The 19,656-nt window shown below is 63.9% G+C and carries 21 protein-coding genes; 11 read left to right on the forward strand and 10 right to left on the reverse strand.

Features of this window, described 5'->3' with window-relative positions:
• Window positions 1-18 precede the first annotated feature (18 nt).
• The 5 genes from H3H45_RS07970 to H3H45_RS07990 all read right to left on the reverse strand — a co-directional run bounded on the left by H3H45_RS07970 (window position 19) and on the right by H3H45_RS07990 (window position 2,644).
• Window positions 19-465, reverse strand: a complete 447-nt coding sequence (locus H3H45_RS07970) for a Spy/CpxP family protein refolding chaperone (protein ID WP_182833219.1) — start codon at window positions 463-465, stop codon at window positions 19-21.
• Between the two features lie 114 nt (window positions 466-579).
• Complete coding sequence (locus tag H3H45_RS07975) at window positions 580-1,257, reverse strand: response regulator transcription factor (RefSeq protein WP_182833220.1); 678 nt, start codon at window positions 1,255-1,257, stop codon at window positions 580-582.
• 10 nt (window positions 1,258-1,267) lie between these two features.
• Window positions 1,268-1,678 (reverse strand): hypothetical protein, encoded by a 411-nt coding sequence (locus H3H45_RS07980; RefSeq protein WP_182833221.1) that lies wholly within the window; start codon window positions 1,676-1,678, stop codon window positions 1,268-1,270.
• A gap of 74 nt (window positions 1,679-1,752) precedes the next feature.
• Entirely contained in the window at window positions 1,753-2,052 is a 300-nt protein-coding gene (locus tag H3H45_RS07985) for a YciI family protein (protein ID WP_182833222.1), read from the reverse strand.
• Window position 2,053: 1 nt separating this feature from the next.
• Entirely contained in the window at window positions 2,054-2,644 is a 591-nt protein-coding gene (locus tag H3H45_RS07990) for a septation protein A (protein ID WP_182833223.1), read from the reverse strand.
• 65 nt (window positions 2,645-2,709) lie between these two features.
• On the opposite strand from H3H45_RS07990, the gene H3H45_RS07995 reads away from it, so the two are divergent.
• From H3H45_RS07995 to rluB, 6 genes are all read left to right on the forward strand, one after another.
• Window positions 2,710-3,579, forward strand: a complete 870-nt coding sequence (locus tag H3H45_RS07995; protein WP_182833224.1) for a PHP domain-containing protein — start codon at window positions 2,710-2,712, stop codon at window positions 3,577-3,579.
• A gap of 13 nt (window positions 3,580-3,592) precedes the next feature.
• Complete coding sequence (locus H3H45_RS08000) at window positions 3,593-4,225, forward strand: L-threonylcarbamoyladenylate synthase (protein WP_182833225.1); 633 nt, start codon at window positions 3,593-3,595, stop codon at window positions 4,223-4,225.
• Window positions 4,222-5,034, forward strand: coding sequence for a segregation and condensation protein A (locus H3H45_RS08005; RefSeq protein ID WP_407926684.1), 813 nt, complete (start codon window positions 4,222-4,224; stop codon window positions 5,032-5,034). Before H3H45_RS08000 ends, H3H45_RS08005 begins: the two co-directional genes overlap by 4 nt.
• The gene (gene scpB / locus H3H45_RS08010; protein WP_182833226.1) at window positions 5,035-5,832 is read left to right on the forward strand and encodes an SMC-Scp complex subunit ScpB; all 798 of its coding nucleotides are present in this window, start codon (window positions 5,035-5,037) and stop codon (window positions 5,830-5,832) included.
• A gap of 91 nt (window positions 5,833-5,923) precedes the next feature.
• Entirely contained in the window at window positions 5,924-6,109 is a 186-nt protein-coding gene (locus H3H45_RS08015) for a DUF1289 domain-containing protein (protein WP_182833227.1), read from the forward strand.
• 123 nt (window positions 6,110-6,232) lie between these two features.
• Window positions 6,233-7,429 carry a 23S rRNA pseudouridine(2605) synthase RluB gene (rluB, locus tag H3H45_RS08020; protein WP_182833228.1) on the forward strand — a complete coding sequence of 399 codons (1,197 nt, stop codon included), beginning with the start codon at window positions 6,233-6,235 and terminating at the stop codon, window positions 7,427-7,429.
• Window positions 7,430-7,481: 52 nt separating this feature from the next.
• On the opposite strand, the gene H3H45_RS08025 is transcribed toward rluB, so the two are convergent.
• The 5 genes from H3H45_RS08025 to H3H45_RS08045 form a co-directional block, all read right to left on the reverse strand.
• Window positions 7,482-8,408 carry a GGDEF domain-containing protein gene (locus tag H3H45_RS08025; RefSeq protein ID WP_182833229.1) on the reverse strand — a complete coding sequence of 309 codons (927 nt, stop codon included), beginning with the start codon at window positions 8,406-8,408 and terminating at the stop codon, window positions 7,482-7,484.
• Between the two features lie 207 nt (window positions 8,409-8,615).
• Window positions 8,616-9,356 (reverse strand): YciK family oxidoreductase, encoded by a 741-nt coding sequence (locus H3H45_RS08030; protein WP_182833230.1) that lies wholly within the window; start codon window positions 9,354-9,356, stop codon window positions 8,616-8,618.
• Between the two features lie 47 nt (window positions 9,357-9,403).
• Complete coding sequence (gene mupP, locus H3H45_RS08035; protein ID WP_182833231.1) at window positions 9,404-10,075, reverse strand: N-acetylmuramic acid 6-phosphate phosphatase MupP; 672 nt, start codon at window positions 10,073-10,075, stop codon at window positions 9,404-9,406.
• Window positions 10,076-10,080: 5 nt separating this feature from the next.
• Window positions 10,081-10,779, reverse strand: a complete 699-nt coding sequence (gene ubiG / locus H3H45_RS08040) for a bifunctional 2-polyprenyl-6-hydroxyphenol methylase/3-demethylubiquinol 3-O-methyltransferase UbiG (RefSeq protein WP_182833232.1) — start codon at window positions 10,777-10,779, stop codon at window positions 10,081-10,083.
• Between the two features lie 18 nt (window positions 10,780-10,797).
• The gene (locus H3H45_RS08045) at window positions 10,798-12,132 is read right to left on the reverse strand and encodes a TRZ/ATZ family hydrolase (protein WP_182833233.1); all 1,335 of its coding nucleotides are present in this window, start codon (window positions 12,130-12,132) and stop codon (window positions 10,798-10,800) included.
• 105 nt (window positions 12,133-12,237) lie between these two features.
• Here H3H45_RS08045 and mtnA point away from each other — a divergent pair, with 105 nt between their 5' ends.
• From mtnA to hisC, 5 genes are all read left to right on the forward strand, one after another.
• Window positions 12,238-13,317 carry an S-methyl-5-thioribose-1-phosphate isomerase gene (mtnA, locus tag H3H45_RS08050; protein ID WP_182833234.1) on the forward strand — a complete coding sequence of 360 codons (1,080 nt, stop codon included), beginning with the start codon at window positions 12,238-12,240 and terminating at the stop codon, window positions 13,315-13,317.
• Window positions 13,318-13,553: 236 nt separating this feature from the next.
• Window positions 13,554-16,343, forward strand: a complete 2,790-nt coding sequence (gene gyrA / locus H3H45_RS08055) for a DNA gyrase subunit A (RefSeq protein WP_182833235.1) — start codon at window positions 13,554-13,556, stop codon at window positions 16,341-16,343.
• A 7-nt stretch (window positions 16,344-16,350) separates the two neighbouring features.
• Window positions 16,351-17,436, forward strand: a complete 1,086-nt coding sequence (serC, locus tag H3H45_RS08060) for a 3-phosphoserine/phosphohydroxythreonine transaminase (protein WP_182833236.1) — start codon at window positions 16,351-16,353, stop codon at window positions 17,434-17,436.
• Window positions 17,436-18,533, forward strand: a complete 1,098-nt coding sequence (pheA, locus tag H3H45_RS08065; protein WP_182833237.1) for a prephenate dehydratase — start codon at window positions 17,436-17,438, stop codon at window positions 18,531-18,533. Before serC ends, pheA begins: the two co-directional genes overlap by 1 nt.
• A 9-nt stretch (window positions 18,534-18,542) precedes the next feature.
• Complete coding sequence (gene hisC / locus H3H45_RS08070) at window positions 18,543-19,655, forward strand: histidinol-phosphate transaminase (RefSeq protein WP_182833238.1); 1,113 nt, start codon at window positions 18,543-18,545, stop codon at window positions 19,653-19,655.
• Window position 19,656 lies beyond the last annotated feature (1 nt).

The raw sequence follows: 19,656 nt of genomic DNA on the forward strand, positions 1-19,656 counted from the left end.
CAGCATGCTGCCGACCCGTTACTCGGCCTTACTGTCTTTCTCGGCTTTCCAGGCTTCGAATTCTTCGCGCTCGGCGCGGCGCTTGTCCATTTCCACCTTGTGCGAGTCGAAGGTCTTCTGTTGCTCCGGGGTGAGGATGGCGCGGATGGCCTTGTCGTGCTCCAGGCGCGAGTTTTCCAGTTCTTTGTGCATGGCTTGCTTGTCGGTTTCCGACAGCTTGTCCAGGTACTTCTGGGTGATCTGCTGCGGGCTGTTCTTGCGCTCGCGCATCAGCTTGCTCATTTGCTCGCGCTGTTCGGCGCTGAGGTCGAGGTCCTTGAACATTCGCATGCCCGGACCACGGTGTTCGTCACGCATGTCGTTTTGGCCGCAGTGCTTGTGCTCACGGGGGGCGCCTTCGGGCATGGCCAGGGCCAGGGTTGGCAGGGCGCTAGCCAGCAGTAGGGCGATCAGAGTCTTGCGCATGGTGTGTCTCCTTGTCTCGATGCCGGTGGATTACCGGATGAGCCCAGTCTAGGGGCGGCAAGGTCAAGCGCAGTCAGGCAAGGGTAAAGGCTGGGTAAAGACGGGCTGTCAGGGTTAGGCGCTGTAGTAATAGCCGCGGCTACGCAGGGCAACGATGCGCGGGCGACCATCGGCATGCGGGCCGAGCTTTTTGCGTAGGTTGCTGACATGCATGTCCAGGCTGCGGTCATACAGGGTCAGCTTGCGACCCAGGGCTAGCTGCGCCAGGGTCTGTTTGTCCACCGGCTCCCCTGGCTGTTGCAGCAGGGCTTCGAGTACGCGGCTTTCCGAAAGGGTCAGGCTGATTTCCTGTTCGCCGATGCTGGCTGCGCCGCGGACCGGGCTGTAGCTGAGATCGCCCAGTTCCAGGCGTGAACTGCTCGCCACCGGGGCGCTGCGGCGCAGCACGGCGCGCAGGCGGGCGGTGAGTTCGCGCGGGTCGCAGGGCTTTGCCAGATAGTCATCGGCACCCAGCTCCAGGCCGAGGATGCGATCCAGCGGCTCGCCGCGCGCCGAGAGCATCAGTACCGGCAGCTCCGGGTGCTCGCTGCGCAGTTGCTTGAGCAGTTCCAGGCCGCTGCCGTCGGGCAGCATCACATCGAGGATCACTGCGGCCGGCGTGGTTTGCGCCAGAGCCAGTCGGGCACTGTTGCCGTCATGGCTGGCGCGCACCTGGAATCCCTCCTGCTGCAGCCAGCTGGCCAGCAGTTCGCAGAGTTCCTGGTCGTCGTCGATCAGCAGCAGTTCGTTCATGGGCTGTGCTTCAGACCCACTGGCTTTGGCGTTTGTTACGCCGTCCGCCACTCAGGCGACCGACGATAAAGGCCAGCAAGGCGGTACCGGCGCCGACCGCGAACCACATCTGCTGTTCGCTGAGCAGCTGGTCCGGCCGTTGTGCCTGGGCTTCCTTGAGCTTCAGCTTGAGGCGCTGGTTTTCCTGACGCAGACGGCTGAGCAGGGCGCTGTCGCGCTCGCCATCCGTTGCTGCGGTGCTATCGCTTGCGGGGCTTTCTGCCAGAGTCGCTTGCGGCGCAGTTGCCGTGCTGTCGCTGCTGCTGGTCGTAGGCGCCGCGCTGCTGGTGGCACTGGCCGGTGCTGCGGGCACTTCTTCGGCGGCCAGCAAGGGCGCGAACAGCAATATAGTGAGAAGCAATGACAGCGGACCTGTGCGCATGAGGAACTCCAGTTTCCCGTTTGTTGTTATGGGTTATGCGTGGCGATGACTTGCGGGTGGATCAGAGCGTGTTCTCAAGGCAAGACCAGCTTGAAGGGCTTTACCAGCACGCTGGCGTACACGCCGGCCGCGCGATAAGGGTCGGCATCCGCCCAGTTCTGTGCGGCGACCAGGGATTCGAACTCGGCGACGATCAGGCTGCCGGAGAAGCCGGCCGGGCCTGGGTCAACGCTGTCCACCGCCGGATGCGGGCCGGCCAGTACCAGACGGCCTTCGCTTTTCAGCTGCTCCAGGCGGGCCAGGTGGGCAGGGCGAGCGGCCAGGCGCTGTTCCAAGGAGTTGGCTACGTCGCTGGCGATGATGGCGTAGAGCATGTCAGTCCTTACTTTGCTGGGGGGCTTCGTCATGCATGTGGCGCGCCAGGTAGACGCCCTGGGCGACCAGGAACAGCACGGTCATGCCCAGGCTGCCGAAGACTTTGAAGTCGACCCAGATGTCGTGGAAGGTGAAGGCGACGAACAGGTTGGCGCAGCCGCTGAAGATGAAGAAGGCGATCCAGGCGATGTTCAGGCGGATCCAGATCGGCTGCGGCAGGCTCACGGCGTGACCCATCATGCGCTGGATCAGCACCTTGTTACCGATGAAGTGGCTGGCGGCAAAACCGGCGGCGAACAGCCAGTTGACCACCGGGGCTTTCCACTTGAGGAAGGTTTCGCTGTGGAAGGCCAGGGTCATGCCGCCGAACAGCAGGCAGGCGACCAGGGTCAGCCACTGGCCCTTCTCCAGCTTGCGTTGCACCACCAGCAGGGTGCCGTAGACCAGTACCGAGCTGGCAATCAGCACCGCGGTGGCGCTGAAGATACCGCCCAGCTCGAAGCTTTGACCGGCCAGGTCGATGGTGCGTGGGTCGAGTTTGTAAACGATGAAAAACAGGATAAGCGGGATGAAATCGATGAATTGTTTCACGGCGGCAGCCAGAAGCGGGATGTGGCGGCATAATAACAAACATCATTGACCCTGAAAGCGGCCCCATGAAAGTAGATCTGCACTGCCACAGTACCGCGTCGGACGGCGTTCTTGCCCCGTCCGTGGTGGTTGCGCGCGCCCATGAGCGGGGTGTGCAGATGCTGGCGCTGACCGATCACGACACCCTTGAGGGTCTCGACGAGGCACGCCAGACCGCTGCCGAGCTGGGCATGCAACTGGTCAACGGCATCGAACTGTCCTGTACTTGGGGCGGCGCTACTATTCATGTATTGGGCTACGCCTTTGCCGCCGACGCCCCGGCGCTGCAGCAGGCCATCGGCGAACTGCACCAGGGTCGCTGGCTGCGCGCCGAGGAAATTTCCCGGCGTCTGGAAGCCAAGGGCATGCCCGGTGCGCTGGACGGCGCGCGTGCCGTGCAACAGGCTCTGGGCGATAGCGGTAACGCGCCGGCGCGGCCGCACTTCGCCGAGTTTCTGGTGCGCGCCGGGCATGTGCGCGACCACGCCGAGGCGTTCCGCAAGTGGCTCGGCTCAGGCAAGCTGGGCGATGTGAAACAGCATTGGCCGACCCTGGAACAGGCGGTCGGCACTTTGCGTGAGGCGCGTGCCTGGATCAGCCTGGCGCACCCCTGGCAGTATGATTTCACCCGTAGCAAGCGGCGCCGTCTGGTCGCCGATTTCATCGCCGCCGGCGGTCATGCGCTGGAAGTGGTCAATGGCTTGCAACCGGCCGAGCAGGTCGGCGGGCTGGCCATTCTGGCGCGCGAATTCGGCATGCTGGCCAGCGTCGGCAGCGATTTCCATGCACCGGGCGACTGGTCGGAGTTGGGCATGTACCGTCCGTTACCCGAAGACCTGCCACCTTTGTGGGAGCGCTTCAACGATGTCCACAGCCCGAATATTGCTGCCCTCTGAACAGGGAGAGGTTATGAGTCAGTTTTTCCAGGTGCACCCGGAAAACCCCCAGGCGCGCCTGATCAAACAGGCCGTGGAGATCATCCGCGGTGGTGGCGTGGTGGTCTATCCGACCGATTCGTCCTACGCGATTGGTTGCCTGATCGGCGACAAGGGCCCGGTCGAGCGCATCCGCCGCCTGCGCCAGCTGGACGACAAGCACAACTTCACCCTGGTATGCAGCGATCTGTCGCAGATCGGCCTGTTCGCCAAGGTCGATACCGCCGCCTTCCGCGTGCTCAAGGCACATACCCCGGGGCCTTACACCTTTATCCTGAATGCCACCCGTGAAGTGCCGCGCATGCTCCTGCATCCCAAACGCCGTACCATCGGCCTGCGCGTACCGGGTCACCCGATCGCCCAGGCGCTGGCCGAGCAACTGGGCGAGCCGCTGATGAGCGTGAGCCTGATCCTACCTGGCGAAGAGTTGCCGATGAGCGATCCCTACGAGATGCGCCAGGTGCTCGAACACCATGTCGACCTGATCATCGATGGCGGTTACGGCGGCCTGGAGGCCTCCACCGTGGTCAACCTGGCCGATGGCGAGCCCGAGGTGCTGCGTGTCGGTTGTGGCGACCCCACGCCGTTTCAGGGTGACGAGGCGTGAGCGAAACCCTGGATGTACAGGCGGGCGCCCAGCAGGAGCTGCCCTTCGCCTTGGTCTACGGTCAGGCCGTTACCGAGCTGCCGCTCGACCTGTATATCCCGCCGGATGCCCTGGAAGTCTTCCTCGAAGCCTTTGAAGGCCCGCTCGACCTGCTGCTGTACCTGATCCGCAAACAGAACATCGACATTCTCGATATCCCGGTGGCCGAGATCACCAAGCAGTACATGGGCTATGTCGAGCTGATGCAGTCGGTACGCCTGGAGCTGGCTGCCGAGTACCTGGTGATGGCCGCCATGCTTGCCGAGATCAAGTCGCGCATGCTGCTGCCGCGCTCCAGCGAAGTCGAGGATGAGGAAGACGATCCGCGCGCCGAACTGATCCGCCGCCTGCAGGAATACGAACGCTACAAGGCCGCCGCCGAAGGCCTGGACGAGTTGCCACGGGTCGGTCGCGATCTCACCGTGCCCAAGCTCGACGCCCCCGAGGCCAGGGCGCGCAAGCTGTTGCCGGATGTCAGCCTGGAAGAGCTGCTGCTGTCCATGGCCGAAGTGCTGCGGCGTGGCGACATGTTCGAGAGCCACCAGATCACCCGCGAGGTGCTGTCCACCCGCGAACGCATGAGCGAGGTGCTGGAGCGGCTCAAGGGTGGCGCTTTCGTGCCGTTCGTCGAGCTGTTTGCGCTGGAGGAGGGGCGCCTCGGCGTAGTCGTCACCTTTATGGCGGTGCTGGAACTGATCAAGGAGCAATTGGTTGAGCTTGTGCAGAATGAAGCCTTTGCGCCCATCCACGTGCGTGCCCGAGCCGAATAGATGAACCTGAGCGATCCCAAAGAACTGGCCAGCCTGCTGGAAGCCTTTCTCCTGGCCTCCGGCAAACCGCAATCGCTGGAGCGCATCTGCGAGCTGTTCGATGAAGCCGAGCGGCCGGAGCTGGCGACCATCCGCGATGCCCTGAGCATTCTCGCCGCCTCCTGCCAGGGGCGTGCCTTCGAGCTGAAGGAAGTTGCTTCCGGCTACCGTCTGCAGGTGCGCGAGAAGTTCGCGCCCTGGGTCGGCCGCCTGTGGGAAGAACGCCCGCAGCGCTACTCGCGGGCCATGCTCGAAACTCTGGCGCTGATCGCCTACCGCCAGCCGATCACCCGTGGCGAGATCGAGGATATCCGTGGTGTGGCGGTCAACAGCCAGATCGTCAAGACCCTGCTGGAGCGTGAGTGGATCCGCGTGGTCGGCCATCGCGACGTACCCGGCAAGCCGGCGATGCTTGCCACCACTCGGCAGTTCCTTGATCACTTCAACCTGAAGAACCTCGACGAGTTGCCGACCCTGGCCGAGCTGCGCGAGCTGGAGCCCGAGCCGATGCTGGCGCTGGACGACGACCTGCCGGTGCCGGCCGGCCTGCAGGCCCGCGCCGATGCCGCCGGCGAAGAAGAGGCTGCCGAGCCGCGCGACGAAACCAGCTTCCGCAGTCTGCTGGCCGAGCTGGATACGATGGAGCAGGGGTTGAAGACCGACTTCGACGATCTGGCCCTGGACGATGAGATCGAAGCTGAATCCGAGACTGCCGACGAGTCGCTGGTCGACCTGGAAGGCAAGGATTCCCTGCATTGAAATACTCCACCGGCAGGATTGAGACGTTCAATCCTGCCGCTGTGATCCATGCCTTTATGCTGGCCGGGCCTTCCCCACACAGGTTGCCGGCATGAGCAAGAATCCCTGCATCGATATCTGCAAGTTCGCCGATGAAATCTGCCTCGGTTGCGGGCGCAGCAAGCGTGAGATCAAGGCCTGGAAGAAACTCGACAAGGCTGAGCGACACACGGTACTGGCCGAGTCCGCCCAGCGCCTGCAGGCGCTCAAGGCCAAGGGGCGGAGCAAATCCCGCTAGGCGGTCTATAGTCTGCCCGTGCGTCCTGCCAACTATCCGCGTATGATGCGCGACCCCTTTTGGCGCTGGCTCGGTTCGAGCGGGCGTCGTCCTCATCACTGAATACACCGGGAGGTGCCGAGCATGAGTGAACACGAAGTCGACAGCGAACAAGTCCGCCCCAGCGGCGAGAAGCTGCAGAAAGTCCTGGCCCGCATGGGCCAAGGTTCCCGTCGCGATATCGAACAATGGATCAGCCAGGGCCGGGTCAAGGTCAATGGCGTGATTGCCACCCTCGGTGCGCGCGTCGACCTGCACGATGCCATCAGCGTCGACGGCCATCTGCTGAAACGCGAAGAAATGGCGGAAAGCGTGCGCCGCGTGCTGATCTACAACAAGCCGGAAGGCGAGATCTGCACCCGTGACGACCCGGAAGGTCGCCCCACCGTATTTGATCGCCTGCCGCGGCCGAAAGAAGGGCGTTGGATCAACATTGGTCGTCTCGACATCAATACCACCGGCCTGCTGATGTTCACCACCGACGGTGAGCTGGCCAACCGCCTGATGCACCCCTCCTACGAGATGGACCGCGAATACGCGGTGCGTGTGCGCGGCGAAGTCACCGACGAGATGATCGAGCAGCTCAAGGCCGGCGTGATGCTGGAAGACGGCCCGGCCAAGTTCACCGATATCAAGGAAGCGCCGCGCGGCGACGGTTTCAACCACTGGTACCACTGCGTGGTGATGGAAGGGCGCAACCGCGAAGTGCGCCGCCTGTGGGAGTCCCAGGGCCTGGTGGTCAGCCGCCTGAAACGCGTGCGTTTCGGCCCGGTGTTCATGACTTCCGACCTGCCCATGGGCCGCTGGCGCGAACTGACCCAGCGCGAGATCGACATCCTCAGCGAGGAAGTCGGCCTGCAATCGGTGGCGCTGCCGGCGATGAAAGAGAAGATGCGCGACAAGCTCGACCGCCTGCAGCGCAAGTCGGCACGTCCGCTGGGCAAGGGCGAACGGCCCAAGCGCGTGTTGCGTCCGTCGCTGGATCTCAGTGTCGGCGCCGATGCCCCGCGTCCGGCCCGCGCACCGCGTGGCGAAGGTGCTGAGCGTGCTCCACGCGCCCCGCGTAAAGAAGGTGGCGAGCAGTCGCGCGCTCCACGTGCGCCGCGTAAGGATTCCGGCGAGCGGCGTGAAGGTGGGCGTGGTTCGGCGGTGGCCGAGCGTCCGGCAGACGTGAACAAGAAGCGCACGCCGCGCCCGGCCAACGAGTCGAGCGAGCGTCCGGCACGCAAGCCGCGCCCAAGTGGCGATGGGCAACGTCCGGGGTTTGGGCGCAAGCGCTGAATCCAGGCAAATAAAAAAGGGCTCTACGGAGCCCTTTTTTATTACGCGACGATCAGCCGGCCATGGACAGGCGATTGCGCCCCTCGCGCTTGGACACATACAGCGCGTTGTCGGCGCGGCGTTGCAGGCTGTCGACTGACTCGCCCGCCAGCAGGGTGGCGCAGCCGATGCTGATGGTCAGGTCGATGGCACGGTTTTCCACCAGGTATTGCAGTCCCAGTATGGCCATGCGCAGGCGCTCGCCGACCATGGCGGCGGCTTCGCGGTTGGTGTTGGAGAGCAGCACCATGAACTCCTCGCCGCCGTAGCGGAACACCATGTCGATGTTGCGCAGGCTGTTTTTCAGCGCGCCGGCCACGGCCTTGAGCACTTCGTCACCGGTGATGTGGCCGTGGGTGTCATTGATCCGCTTGAAGTGGTCGATGTCCAGCATTAGCACCGACAGCGGCTGCAAGTTGCGTCGGGCCAGGTCGATCTCGCGTTGCAGGGCCTGGTTCATGGCGATGCGGTTGCCGGTGTCGGTCAGTGGGTCACGCAGGGCGGTCTGCAGGGCGGCGCGGTAGAGCAGGGCGTTGCGCAGCGGGAACAGCAGGCTGGCCAACAGGGACTCAAGCTGGCCCAGCTCGTCTTCGCTGAAACGCTGGTTGCGGCGGAATACCAGTTCACCCAGGTATTCGCCTTCGTGGCTGAGGCGGTAGCCTGCCGAGTGGTTGGCGCGTTCGCCCAGTTCCAGGCGCAGATCGCAGGAAGCCAGTTGATAGCTCAGTGCGCCCAGCGGCACCAGGCGCTGCACTTCACGGAAGAACAGTTCGAGGATGCGATCGACTTCCAGCGAGGTCTGCAGCTGCATGCCCAGTTGCTGGCGCAGCTGCCCCAGGCTAACCGGCTTCAGAACCTGCTGTGCCGCCCGGGCATAGCCGAGGCGCTGCAGCTTGGCGGCGTCGAAATCGATGGTGTTGGACTGATTGTGCGGAGCCATGGAACTCAACCTCTGGCGCTGGGCGCTGTGATGACTGAGCTAGAGCGAATTCCATGCCAATTAAATAAAGTTGTTTTATTTCATTGGGTTAGCTGGATTTTTTGCGTTCTTGCGGCAAAGCATTGCCGGTTGTTTGGCGGTGATGGTGGCAATGTGATGCCGTTCACGGAAAGCGGCCGCCGGAAAACCGGCGGCGCTGTTGCAGAGTTATTGCGCGTCGAATGCCTGGCCGTTGACGCCCTTGCTGTCCGGGCCCATCAGGTACAGATAGACCGGCATGATGGCGTCTGGCTCCGGGTTGTTCGCCGGGTTTTCCCCCGGGTAGGCCTGGGCGCGCATGCTGGTACGGGTGGCGCCCGGGTTGATACTGTTGGCGCGCACGTTGCTGATGCCGTCAACTTCATCAGCCAGGGTCTGCATCAGGCCTTCGGTGGCGAATTTGGAGACCGCATAGGCACCCCAGTAAGCGCGACCCTTGCGGCCGACACTGCTGGAGGTGAACAGCACGGAGGCATCATCCGACAGCTTGAGCAGCGGCAGCAGCGTGCTGGTGAGCATGAACATGGCATTCACGTTGACCTGCATAACGCGCATGAAGTTGTCGCCGGACAGCTGCTCCAGCGGTGTGCGTGGACCGATGATGGCGGCGTTGTGCAGCAGGCCGTCGATCTTGCCGAACTCGCTTTCCAGCATCGCGGCCAGTTCGTCGTACTGGTGCGGTAGGGCGGTTTCCAGGTTGAACGGGATTACCGCCGGTTGCGGGTGGCCGGCGGCTTCGATCTCGTCGTACACCGCGGTCAGGTTGGCTTCGGTCTTGCCCAGCAGCAACACGGTGGCGCCATGGGCGGCGAAGGACTTGGCGGCAGCGGCGCCGATGCCGCGGCCGGCGCCGGTGACCAGGATCACTCGACCTTGCAGCAGATCGGGGCGGGCTTGGTAGTCAAACATGCGGAAGTCTCTCTAAATAGATGTGGCTGAGGGCCTTGATAGGGCGTTCAGCAGCTGCACAGGGCGCGATCGAGCACGCCGCGTAATTCCAGGGGATGCTCCACTACCACGTCGGCACCCCAGTGGCGGGGGTTGTCGTCTGGGTGGATGTAGCCGTAGGTGACCGCGGCGGTCTTGCAGCCAGCTGCGCGGCCGGCTTCGATGTCGCGCGCGTCGTCACCGACGAACAGCACTTCACCGGGCTGTACGCCGATCTTCTGGCAGGCCAGCAGGAGCATTTCCGGGTCCGGTTTGCTGCGGCTGACGTGATCCGGGCAGACCAGTACCGCCGAGCGCTCGGCCAGACCCAGTTGCTGCATGATCGGTTCGGCGAAACATACCGGCTTGTTGGTCGCCACGCCCCAAATCAGCTTGGCCTGCTCGATATCGGCGAGCAGTTCGGCCATGCCGGCGAACGGCTTGCTCAGCACCGCGCAGTGCTGCTGATAACGTTCGAGGAACTCCAGGCGCAGGGCCTCGAAGCCCTCGGCCTGGATGTCCATGGCGAAGGTGGCGGCCACCATGGCGCGGGCGCCGCCGGATATCTGGTCGCGGATCAGCTGGTCGTCCACCGCCGGCAGGTCGCGCGCCTTGAGCATGGCCTGGCATACGGCGATGAAGTCCGGGGCGGTGTCCAGCAGGGTTCCGTCCATGTCGAAGAGTACGGCTCGCAAACGCATGCGCCTTACTCCTCGCGCAGGGTCTGGATCATGTAGTTGACGTCCACATCGCTGGCCAGTTTGTAGTGCTTGGTCAGCGGGTTGTAGGTCAGGCCGATGATGTCTTTGACGGTCAGGCCGGCAGCGCGGCTCCAGGCGCCCAGTTCGGAGGGGCGGATGAACTTCTTGAAGTCATGGGTGCCGCGTGGCAGCAGGCGCAGGATGTATTCGGCGCCGACCACGGCGAACAGGTAGGCCTTGGGGTTGCGGTTGATGGTGGAGAAGAACACCTGGCCGCCAGGCTTGACCATGCGGTAGCAGGCGCCGATCACCGAGGAGGGGTCCGGCACGTGCTCTAGCATCTCCAGGCAGGTGACCACGTCGAACTGGCCGGGCATTTCTTCGGCCAGCGCTTCGGCGGTGATCTGCCGGTATTCGACATTGACCCCGGACTCCAGCTGGTGCAGCTGGGCCACGGCCAGCGGCGCTTCGCCCATATCGATGCCGGTCACCGTGGCGCCACGCTGGGCCATGGATTCGCTAAGGATGCCGCCGCCGCAGCCGACGTCGAGCACCTTCTTGCCTGCCAGGCCGACGCGCTCGTCGATCCAGTTGACGCGCAGCGGGTTGATGTCGTGCAGTGGCTTGAACTCGCTCTCGCGGTCCCACCAGCGGTGGGCGAGGGCTTCGAACTTGGCGATTTCGGCGTGGTCGACGTTGCTCATGGGATGTCCTTTAAAACCTTAAATCGAATGCTTGTCGGCAATGCGCGCGCCCCAGGCGCGGGCATTGGCGATGATGTGGTCTTCGTCCAGGCGGGTCAGGCGGCCCTGGTCGAGCAGTTGTTTGCCGCCGACCCACAGGTGCTGCACGCAGCTGCGACTGCCGGCATAGATCAGTTGCGACACCGGATCGTAGACCGGTTGCTGGGCCAGGCCGGAGAGGTCGAAGGCGACCAGGTCGGCCAGCTTGCCCAGCTCCAGCGAGCCGGTTTGCTCGTCCAGGCCGAGGGCGCGGGCACCATTGAGGGTGGCCATGCGCAGGGCGCTGTGGGCATCCAGGGCGGTGGCGCTGCCGGCTACGGCCTTGGCCAGCAGGGCCGCGGTACGGGTTTCACCGAGCAGGTCGAGATTGTTGTTGCTGGCCGCGCCGTCGGTGCCGATGGCGACGTTGACCCCGGCCTGCCAGAGCTTCTCCACCGGGCAGAAGCCACTGGCCAGCTTGAGGTTGGACTCCGGGCAGTGGATCACGCTGCTGTTGCTTTCTACCAGCAGGGCGATGTCCTCGTCGCTGATCTGGGTCATGTGCACAGCCTGGAAGCGCGGGCCGAGCAGGCCGAGGCCGGCCAGGCGCTGCAGTGGACGCATGCCGTGCAGCTCCAGGCTCTGCTGCACCTCGAAGGCGGTTTCGTGCACGTGCATATGAATGCCGGCATCCAGTTCCTCGGCCAGCATGCGCACGTTTTCCAGCTTGTCGTCGCTCACCGAGTAGGGCGCGTGCGGGCCGAAGGCGATCTTGATCCGTGGGTGCAGCTTGAGTTCGTCGAACAGCTTGAGGCCCTTGCGCAGTGCCTCGTCGGCGTCGCGGGCGCCAGGGGTGGGGAAGTCCAGAACGGGAATGGTCATCTGTGCGCGAATGCCACTCTTGTGCACCAGTTCGCTGGCCACTTCCGGGAAGAAGTACATGTCGGAGAAGCAGGTGATGCCGCCCTTGAGTTGTTCGGCGATGGCCAGTTCGGTGCCGTCGCGCACGAAGTCCTCATTGACCCACTTGGCTTCGGCCGGCCAGATATGGTCCTGCAGCCAGCTCATCAACGGCAGGTCGTCGGCCAGACCGCGGAACAGGGTCATGGCCGCATGGCCGTGGGCGTTGATCAGGCCGGGAGTGAGCAGATGGCCCGGCAGCTCGCGGACTTCCCTGACCGGATGCTTGAGTGCCTCGGCGCGTGGCGCGATCAGGGCAATACGACCATCGCGGATGCCCAGCCCGTGTTCGCGCAGCACCACACCGGCAGGCTCGACCGGCACCAGCCAGGTGGGCAGGAGCAGCAGGTCGAGCGGCGCGCGCAGGTCGGGCATGACGTGATATCCGGGAAATAAAAAGGTGGCGGCAGTATAACTGAGCGATACCGGCGGAGGCTCGCTATAATCCGCCGCTTTTCGTTTCTGCAAGTGGGGTGTGCCATGCGCGAGCAATTGCTGGCGGCTGAGAAGGTAAAGGCCATTGAGTGGCGAGATGGCAAGCTGCACTTGCTCGACCAGCGTCTGTTGCCGCGTGAGGAAACCTGGCTGGCCTATGACTCCGCTGCCGGGGTGGCCGAGGCTATTCGCCAGATGGTGGTGCGCGGTGCGCCGGCCATCGGTATCGCCGCAGCGTTCGGCCTGGTGCTGGGTGCGCGGGCGCGTCTCGCTGAGGGTGATGTGGATTGGCAGGTGGAGCTGGAAGGGGATTTCACCGTGTTGGCTGACTCGCGGCCGACGGCGGTCAACCTGTTCTGGGCCCTGGAGCGCATGCGTGAACGCCTGCAACGCCTGAAAGCTGGGGAAGATCCGCTGCTGGCGCTGGAGGCTGAAGCCCTCGGCATCCTGGAAAGCGACCGCGAAGCCAATCTGACCATGGCCCAGCTCGGCATGGAGCTGATCCGCAAGCATCAAGGCAGTCCGCAGAATATTCTCACCCACTGCAACACCGGCGCCCTGGCCACCGGTGGCTTCGGTACCGCGCTGGGGGTGATTCGTGCCGCCTATCTGGATGGCCTGGTCGAGCGCGTGTATGCCGACGAAACCCGGCCCTGGCTGCAGGGCTCGCGCCTGACCGCCTGGGAACTGGAAGGTGAGGGCGTGCCGGTCACCCTGAATGTGGATTCCGCGGCGGCGCACCTGATGAAGACCCGTGGCATCACCTGGGTCATAGTCGGCGCCGACCGCATTACCGCCAATGGCGATGTGGCCAACAAGATCGGCACCTACCAGCTGGCCGTCTGCGCCATGCACCACGGCGTGCGCTTCATGGTGGTAGCGCCCAGTTCGACCATCGACATGGGTTTGGAGGATGGCGAGGACATTCCCATCGAGGAACGCGACGGTCGCGAACTGCTGGATGTCGGCGGTCAGCGGATTGCCGCCAATGTCGATGCCTACAACCCGGTGTTCGATGTCACCCCGGCCGACCTGATTGATGTGATCGTCACCGAAAAGGGCATAGTCGAGCGGCCGGATGCGGCGAAAATGGCGCAACTGATGTGCCGAAAGCGCCTGCACTGACAGCTCGTCCGTAGCATTGCCAGGCCTGCCCACCGGGGTAGGTCTGCGGCGCCTATTGTGGTAACCTCCGGCAGTTTTCCGGACGGCCTGTAGATGGCCGTTCATTCGCGCGAATTGTTAGCTTAACTCGTTGATTTGCCGTGAGTCGCTGCTGAACAAGAGTGACAACGGCGGACTCCGGTCCCGCCCAGGATGGGTGTGACGGGGTTTCACCAGAAAAAGGAACCAGGCTTCTCATGGGCGAACTGGCCAAAGAAATCCTCCCGGTCAATATCGAAGACGAGCTGAAACAGTCCTACCTCGACTACGCGATGAGCGTAATCGTCGGTCGCGCCCTGCCGGATGCGCGTGATGGCTTGAAGCCCGTGCACCGTCGCGTGCTGTTCGCCATGAGCGAGCTGGGTAACGACTGGAACAAGGCGTACAAGAAATCTGCCCGTGTGGTCGGTGACGTCATCGGTAAGTACCACCCGCACGGCGATACGGCGGTGTACGACACCATCGTGCGCATGGCCCAGCCGTTCTCGCTGCGCTACATGCTGGTCGATGGCCAGGGCAACTTCGGTTCGGTGGACGGCGACAACGCCGCCGCCATGCGATACACCGAAGTGCGCATGGCTAAGCTGGCCCATGAGCTGCTGGCGGACCTGGACAAGGAAACCGTCGACTGGGTGCCCAACTACGACGGCACCGAGCAGATTCCGGCGGTCATGCCGACCAAGATCCCCAACCTGCTGGTCAACGGCTCGTCGGGTATCGCCGTGGGCATGGCGACCAACATCCCGCCGCACAACCTGTCCGAAGTGATCGACGGTTGCCTGGCGCTGATGGACAACGGCGAGCTCACCGTCGATGAGCTGATGCAGTACATCCCCGGCCCGGACTTCCCGACCGCGGGCATCATCAACGGCCGTGCCGGCATCATCGAGGCCTACCGCACCGGCCGTGGCCGCATCTATATGCGTGCCCGTGCCGAGATCGAGGACATCGACAAGGTCGGCGGCCGCCAGCAGATCGTCGTCACCGAGCTGCCGTACCAGCTGAACAAGGCCCGTCTGATCGAGAAGATCGCCGAGCTGGTCAAGGAGAAGAAGCTCGAAGGTATCACCGAGCTGCGCGACGAGTCCGACAAGGACGGCATGCGCGTGGTCATCGAACTGCGTCGTGGCGAAGTGCCGGAGGTGATCCTCAACAACCTCTACGCCCAGACCCAGATGCAGAGCGTGTTTGGTATCAACGTGGTGGCCCTGGTCGATGGCCAGCCGCGCACGATGAACCTCAAGGACATGCTCGAAGTATTCATCCGTCACCGCCGCGAAGTGGTGACCCGCCGTACCGTCTACGAGCTGCGCAAGGCCCGTGAGCGCGGCCATATCCTTGAAGGCCAGGCGGTTGCGCTGTCCAACATCGATCCGGTGATCGAGCTGATCAAGACCTCGCCGACCCCGGCCGACGCCAAGGAACGCCTGATCGCCGCCGCCTGGGAATCCAGTGCCGTGGAAGCCATGGTCGAGCGCGCCGGTGCTGATTCCTGTCGCCCGGACGACCTGGAGCCGCAATACGGCCTGCGCGAAGGCAAGTACTACCTGTCGCCCGAGCAGGCCCAGGCCATCCTCGAACTGCGCCTGCACCGCCTGACCGGCCTGGAGCACGAGAAGCTGCTGGCCGAATATCAGGAGATCCTTACCCAGATCGGCGAGCTGATCCGCATCCTGACCAGCGCCACGCGCCTGATGGAAGTCATCCGTGAAGAGCTGGAGAAGGTCAAGGCCGAGTTCGGCGATGCCCGTCGCACCGAGATCATGGCTTCGCAGACCGACCTGACCATCGCCGACCTGATCACCGAAGAAGAGCGCGTGGTGACCATCTCCCACGGCGGCTACGCCAAGTCCCAGCCGCTGCATGCCTACCAGGCCCAGCGTCGCGGCGGCAAAGGCAAGTCGGCCACCGGGGTGAAGGACGAGGACTACATCGAACACCTGCTGGTCGCCAACAGCCACGCCACCCTGCTGCTGTTCTCCAGCAAGGGCAAGGTCTACTGGCTGCGCACCTTCGAGATCCCGGAAGCCTCGCGCACCGCGCGCGGTCGTCCGTTGGTCAACCTGCTGCCGCTGGACGAGGGCGAGCGCATCACCGCGATGCTCCAGGTCGACCTGGAAGCCGTGCGCCAGCAAGCGCCGGAAGGTGACGACGAGGACGTGATCGAAGGCGTGCTGGTCGAGGCCGAAGAAGTCATCGAGGAAGTCGGCGACGACGAAGACGCCGATGACGACAGCGCCGACGAGCCGACCGGGACCTACGTGTTCATGGCCACCGCCAACGGCACCGTGAAGAAAACCCCGCTGGTGCAGTTCAGCAAGCCGCGCAGCTCGGGCCTGATCGCCCTGCGCCTGGAAGAGGGCGACACCCTGATCGCCGCTGCCGTGACCGACGGCGCGCGGGAAGTGATGATGTTCTCCGATGGCGGCAAGGTCATCCGCTTCAAGGAAAGCAAGGTGCGCACCATGGGCCGTACCGCCCGCGGTGTGCGCGGCATGCGCCTGCCGGAAGGCCAGCGCATCATCTCCATGCTGATCCCGGAAGCCGGCGCGCAGATCCTCACCGCCTCGGCCCGTGGTTACGGCAAGCGCACCGAGATGGCCGAGTTCCCGCGCCGCGGTCGTGGCGGCCAGGGTGTGATCGCCATGGTCATCAACGAGCGCAACGGCAACCTGATCGGCGCCATCCAGGTACAGAATGGCGAGGAAATCATGATGATTTCCGACCAGGGCACCCTGGTGCGGACCCGGGTCGACGAGCTGCGTTGCCTGGGCCGTAACACCCAGGGCGTGATCCTGATCAAGCTGGCTGCCGATGAGACCCTGGTCGGCCTGGAGCGCGTGCAGGAGCCGTCCGGTTCGGATGACGACGAGATCGAAGGCGAAGAGCTGGGTGGCGACGTGCTCGCCGAAGGCGCTGATGCCGAACCAGTGGAAGCGGCGGACGAGGGCGAGACCTCGGTAGATGCCCTAAGCGACGAAGAGTGAGAGTGACGTGAGCAAGCGAGCCCATAACTTCTGCGCCGGCCCGGCCGCGCTGCCAACCGCCGTACTGCAACGGGCCCAGGCCGAGATGCTCGACTGGAACGGCCTGGGTGTCTCCGTGATGGAGATGAGCCACCGCAGCGACGAGTACGTGGCGATCGCCGAGAAGGCCGAGCAGGACCTGCGTGACCTGCTGGCCATCCCGTCGGACTACAAGGTGCTGTTCCTGCAGGGTGGGGCCAGCCAGCAGTTCGCCGAGATCGCGCTCAACCTGCTGCCGGAAGATGGCGTCGCCGACTACATCGACACCGGTATCTGGTCGAAGAAGAGCATCGAGGAAGCCAGTCGCTACGGTAACGTCAACGTCGCCGCCAGCGCCAAGGCCTACGACTACTTCGCGATTCCTGGGCAGAACGAGTGGCAGCTGTCGAAAGACGCGGCCTACCTGCACTACGCCAGCAACGAGACCATTGGCGGCCTGCAGTTCGACTGGGTGCCGGAAGTGGGCGATACCCCGCTGGTGGTGGACATGTCCTCGGACATTCTCTCCCGCGAGATCGACGTGTCCAAGTTCGGTCTGATCTACGCCGGCGCGCAAAAGAACATCGGTCCGTCCGGTCTGGTGGTGACCATCATCCGCGAAGACCTGCTCGGCCGTGCCCGCAGCCTCTGCCCGACCATGCTCAACTACAAGGTCGCCGCCGATAACGGCTCCATGTACAACACTCCAGCGACCTATTCCTGGTACCTCTCGGGCCTGGTCTTCGAGTGGCTCAAGGAGCAGGGTGGCGTGGCGGCGATGGAGCAGCGCAACAAGGCGAAGAAGGACCTGCTGTACAAGGCAATCGACGCCAGCGACTTCTACAGTAACCCGATCGCCAAGAATGCCCGTTCGTGGATGAACGTGCCGTTCCGCCTGGCCGACGAGAAGCTGGACAAGGCCTTCCTGGCCGGCGCCGACGCCCGCGGCCTGCTCAACCTGAAAGGTCACCGTTCGGTGGGCGGCATGCGTGCCTCCATCTACAACGCCACCGGCCTGGACGCCGTCGAGGCCCTGGTGGCCTACATGGCGGAGTTCGAGAAGGAGCACGCTTGATGAGCGACGTTGATCAGCTCAAGGCGCTGCGCGTACGTATCGACAGCCTCGATGAGAAGATTCTCGAGCTGATCAGTGACCGCGCGCGCTGTGCCCAGGACGTGGCGCGGGTCAAAATGGCCTCCTTGCCGGAAGGCGAGAAGCCGGTGTTCTACCGTCCCGAGCGTGAAGCCTGGGTGCTCAAGCACATCATGGAGCTGAACAAGGGGCCTCTGGACAACGAGGAAGTGGCGCGGCTGTTCCGCGAAATCATGTCCTCCTGCCTGGCCCTCGAGCAGCCGCTGAAGATCGCCTATCTCGGCCCGGAAGGTACCTTCTCCCAGGCCGCGGCGCTCAAGCACTTCGGTCACGCGGTGATCAGCCAGCCGATGGCGGCGATCGACGAAGTGTTCCGCGAAGTGGCCGCCGGTGCGGTCAACTTCGGCGTGGTGCCGGTGGAGAACTCCACCGAGGGTGCGGTCAACCACACCCTCGACAGCTTCCTCGAGCACGACATGGTCATCTGCGGTGAGGTGGAGTTGCGCATTCACCACCACCTGTTGGTCGGTGAAACCACCAAGACCGACAAGATCACCCGCATCTATTCCCACGCCCAGTCCCTGGCGCAGTGCCGCAAGTGGCTGGACGCGCACTACCCGAACGTCGAGCGCGTTGCGGTTTCCAGTAACGCCGAAGCGGCCAAGCGGGTGAAGAGCGAGTGGAACTCGGCGGCGATCGCCGGCGATATGGCGGCCAGCCTGTATGGCCTGTCCAAACTGTTCGAGAAGATCGAGGATCGTCCGGACAACTCCACGCGCTTCCTTATCATCGGCAGCCAGGAAGTGCCGCCGACCGGCGACGACAAGACCTCGGTGATCGTCTCCATGCGCAACAAGCCGGGCGCGCTGCACGAGCTGCTGGTGCCTTTCCACACCAATGGCATCGACCTGACCCGCATCGAGACCCGCCCGTCGCGCAGCGGCAAGTGGACCTACGTGTTCTTCATCGACTTCGTCGGTCACCACCAGGACCCGCTGATCAAGGACGTGCTGGAAAAGATCAATCAGGAAGCCGTGGCGCTCAAGGTGCTGGGTTCCTACCCGAAAGCGGTTCTCTAAGGAGCCCACATGAGTTGCGATTTCCTCGCCCGCGCCGTACCGGGCGTGCAGAAACTCTCGCCCTACGTGCCGGGTAAACCGGTCGACGAGCTGGCCCGTGAGCTGAACCTCGACCCGGCCGGTATCGTCAAGCTGGCCAGCAACGAGAACCCGCTGGGCCCGTCGCCGAAGGCGCTGGAGGCCATTCGTGCCGAACTGGCCGAGCTGACCCGCTATCCCGATGGCAACGGCTTCGAACTGAAGCAGAAGCTTGCGGCGCGCTGTGGTGTGAGTGTGGCGCAGGTGACCCTGGGTAACGGCTCCAACGATATTCTCGATCTGGTTGCCCGTGCCTGGCTGGCGCCAGGCTTGAACGCGGTGTTCAGCCAGTACGCCTTTGCCGTCTACCCGATCGCCACCCAGGCAGTTGGTGCGCAGGGCAAGGCGGTGCCCGCCAAGGCCCATGGTCATGACCTGGAGGCCATGCTGGCGGCTATCGACGGCAACACCCGCGTGGTGTTCATCGCCAACCCGAACAACCCGACTGGCACCTGGTTCGGCCCGGACGCTCTGGAGTCATTCCTCGCCCGCGTACCGCAGGACGTGCTGGTGGTGCTGGACGAGGCCTATATCGAATACGCTGAGGGCGATGAACTGCCGGATGGCCTCGACTACCTGGTGCGTTACCCCAACCTGATCGTCTCGCGTACCTTCTCCAAGGCCTATGGTCTGGCGTCGCTGCGGGTCGGTTATGCGCTGTCTTCGCCGCAGGTCGCCGATGTGCTGAACCGCGTGCGTCAGCCGTTCAACGTCAACAGCCTGGCTCTGAGTGCTGCCTGCGCCGCGCTGGATGACGCCGACTACCTGGCCGAGAGTCGCCGGGTCAACGATGCCGGCATGGCTCAGTTGGAAGCGGGTTTCGCTGAGCTGGGGCTGAACTGGATTCCCTCCAAGGGCAATTTCATTGCCGTCGATTTTGCTCGCGATGCGGCGCCGATCAACCGGGCGCTGCTCCAAGAGGGCGTAATCGTGCGTCCGGTTGGTGGCTACGGCATGCCAACCTTCCTGCGCGTGTCCATCGGTACTCGGGCGGAAAACGCCCGATTCCTCGACGTGCTGGGGCAGGTGCTCGCGCGTGGCTGAT

It is taken from the genome of Aquipseudomonas guryensis (genome assembly GCF_014164785.1).
Lineage (GTDB): Bacteria > Pseudomonadota > Gammaproteobacteria > Pseudomonadales > Pseudomonadaceae > Aquipseudomonas > Aquipseudomonas guryensis.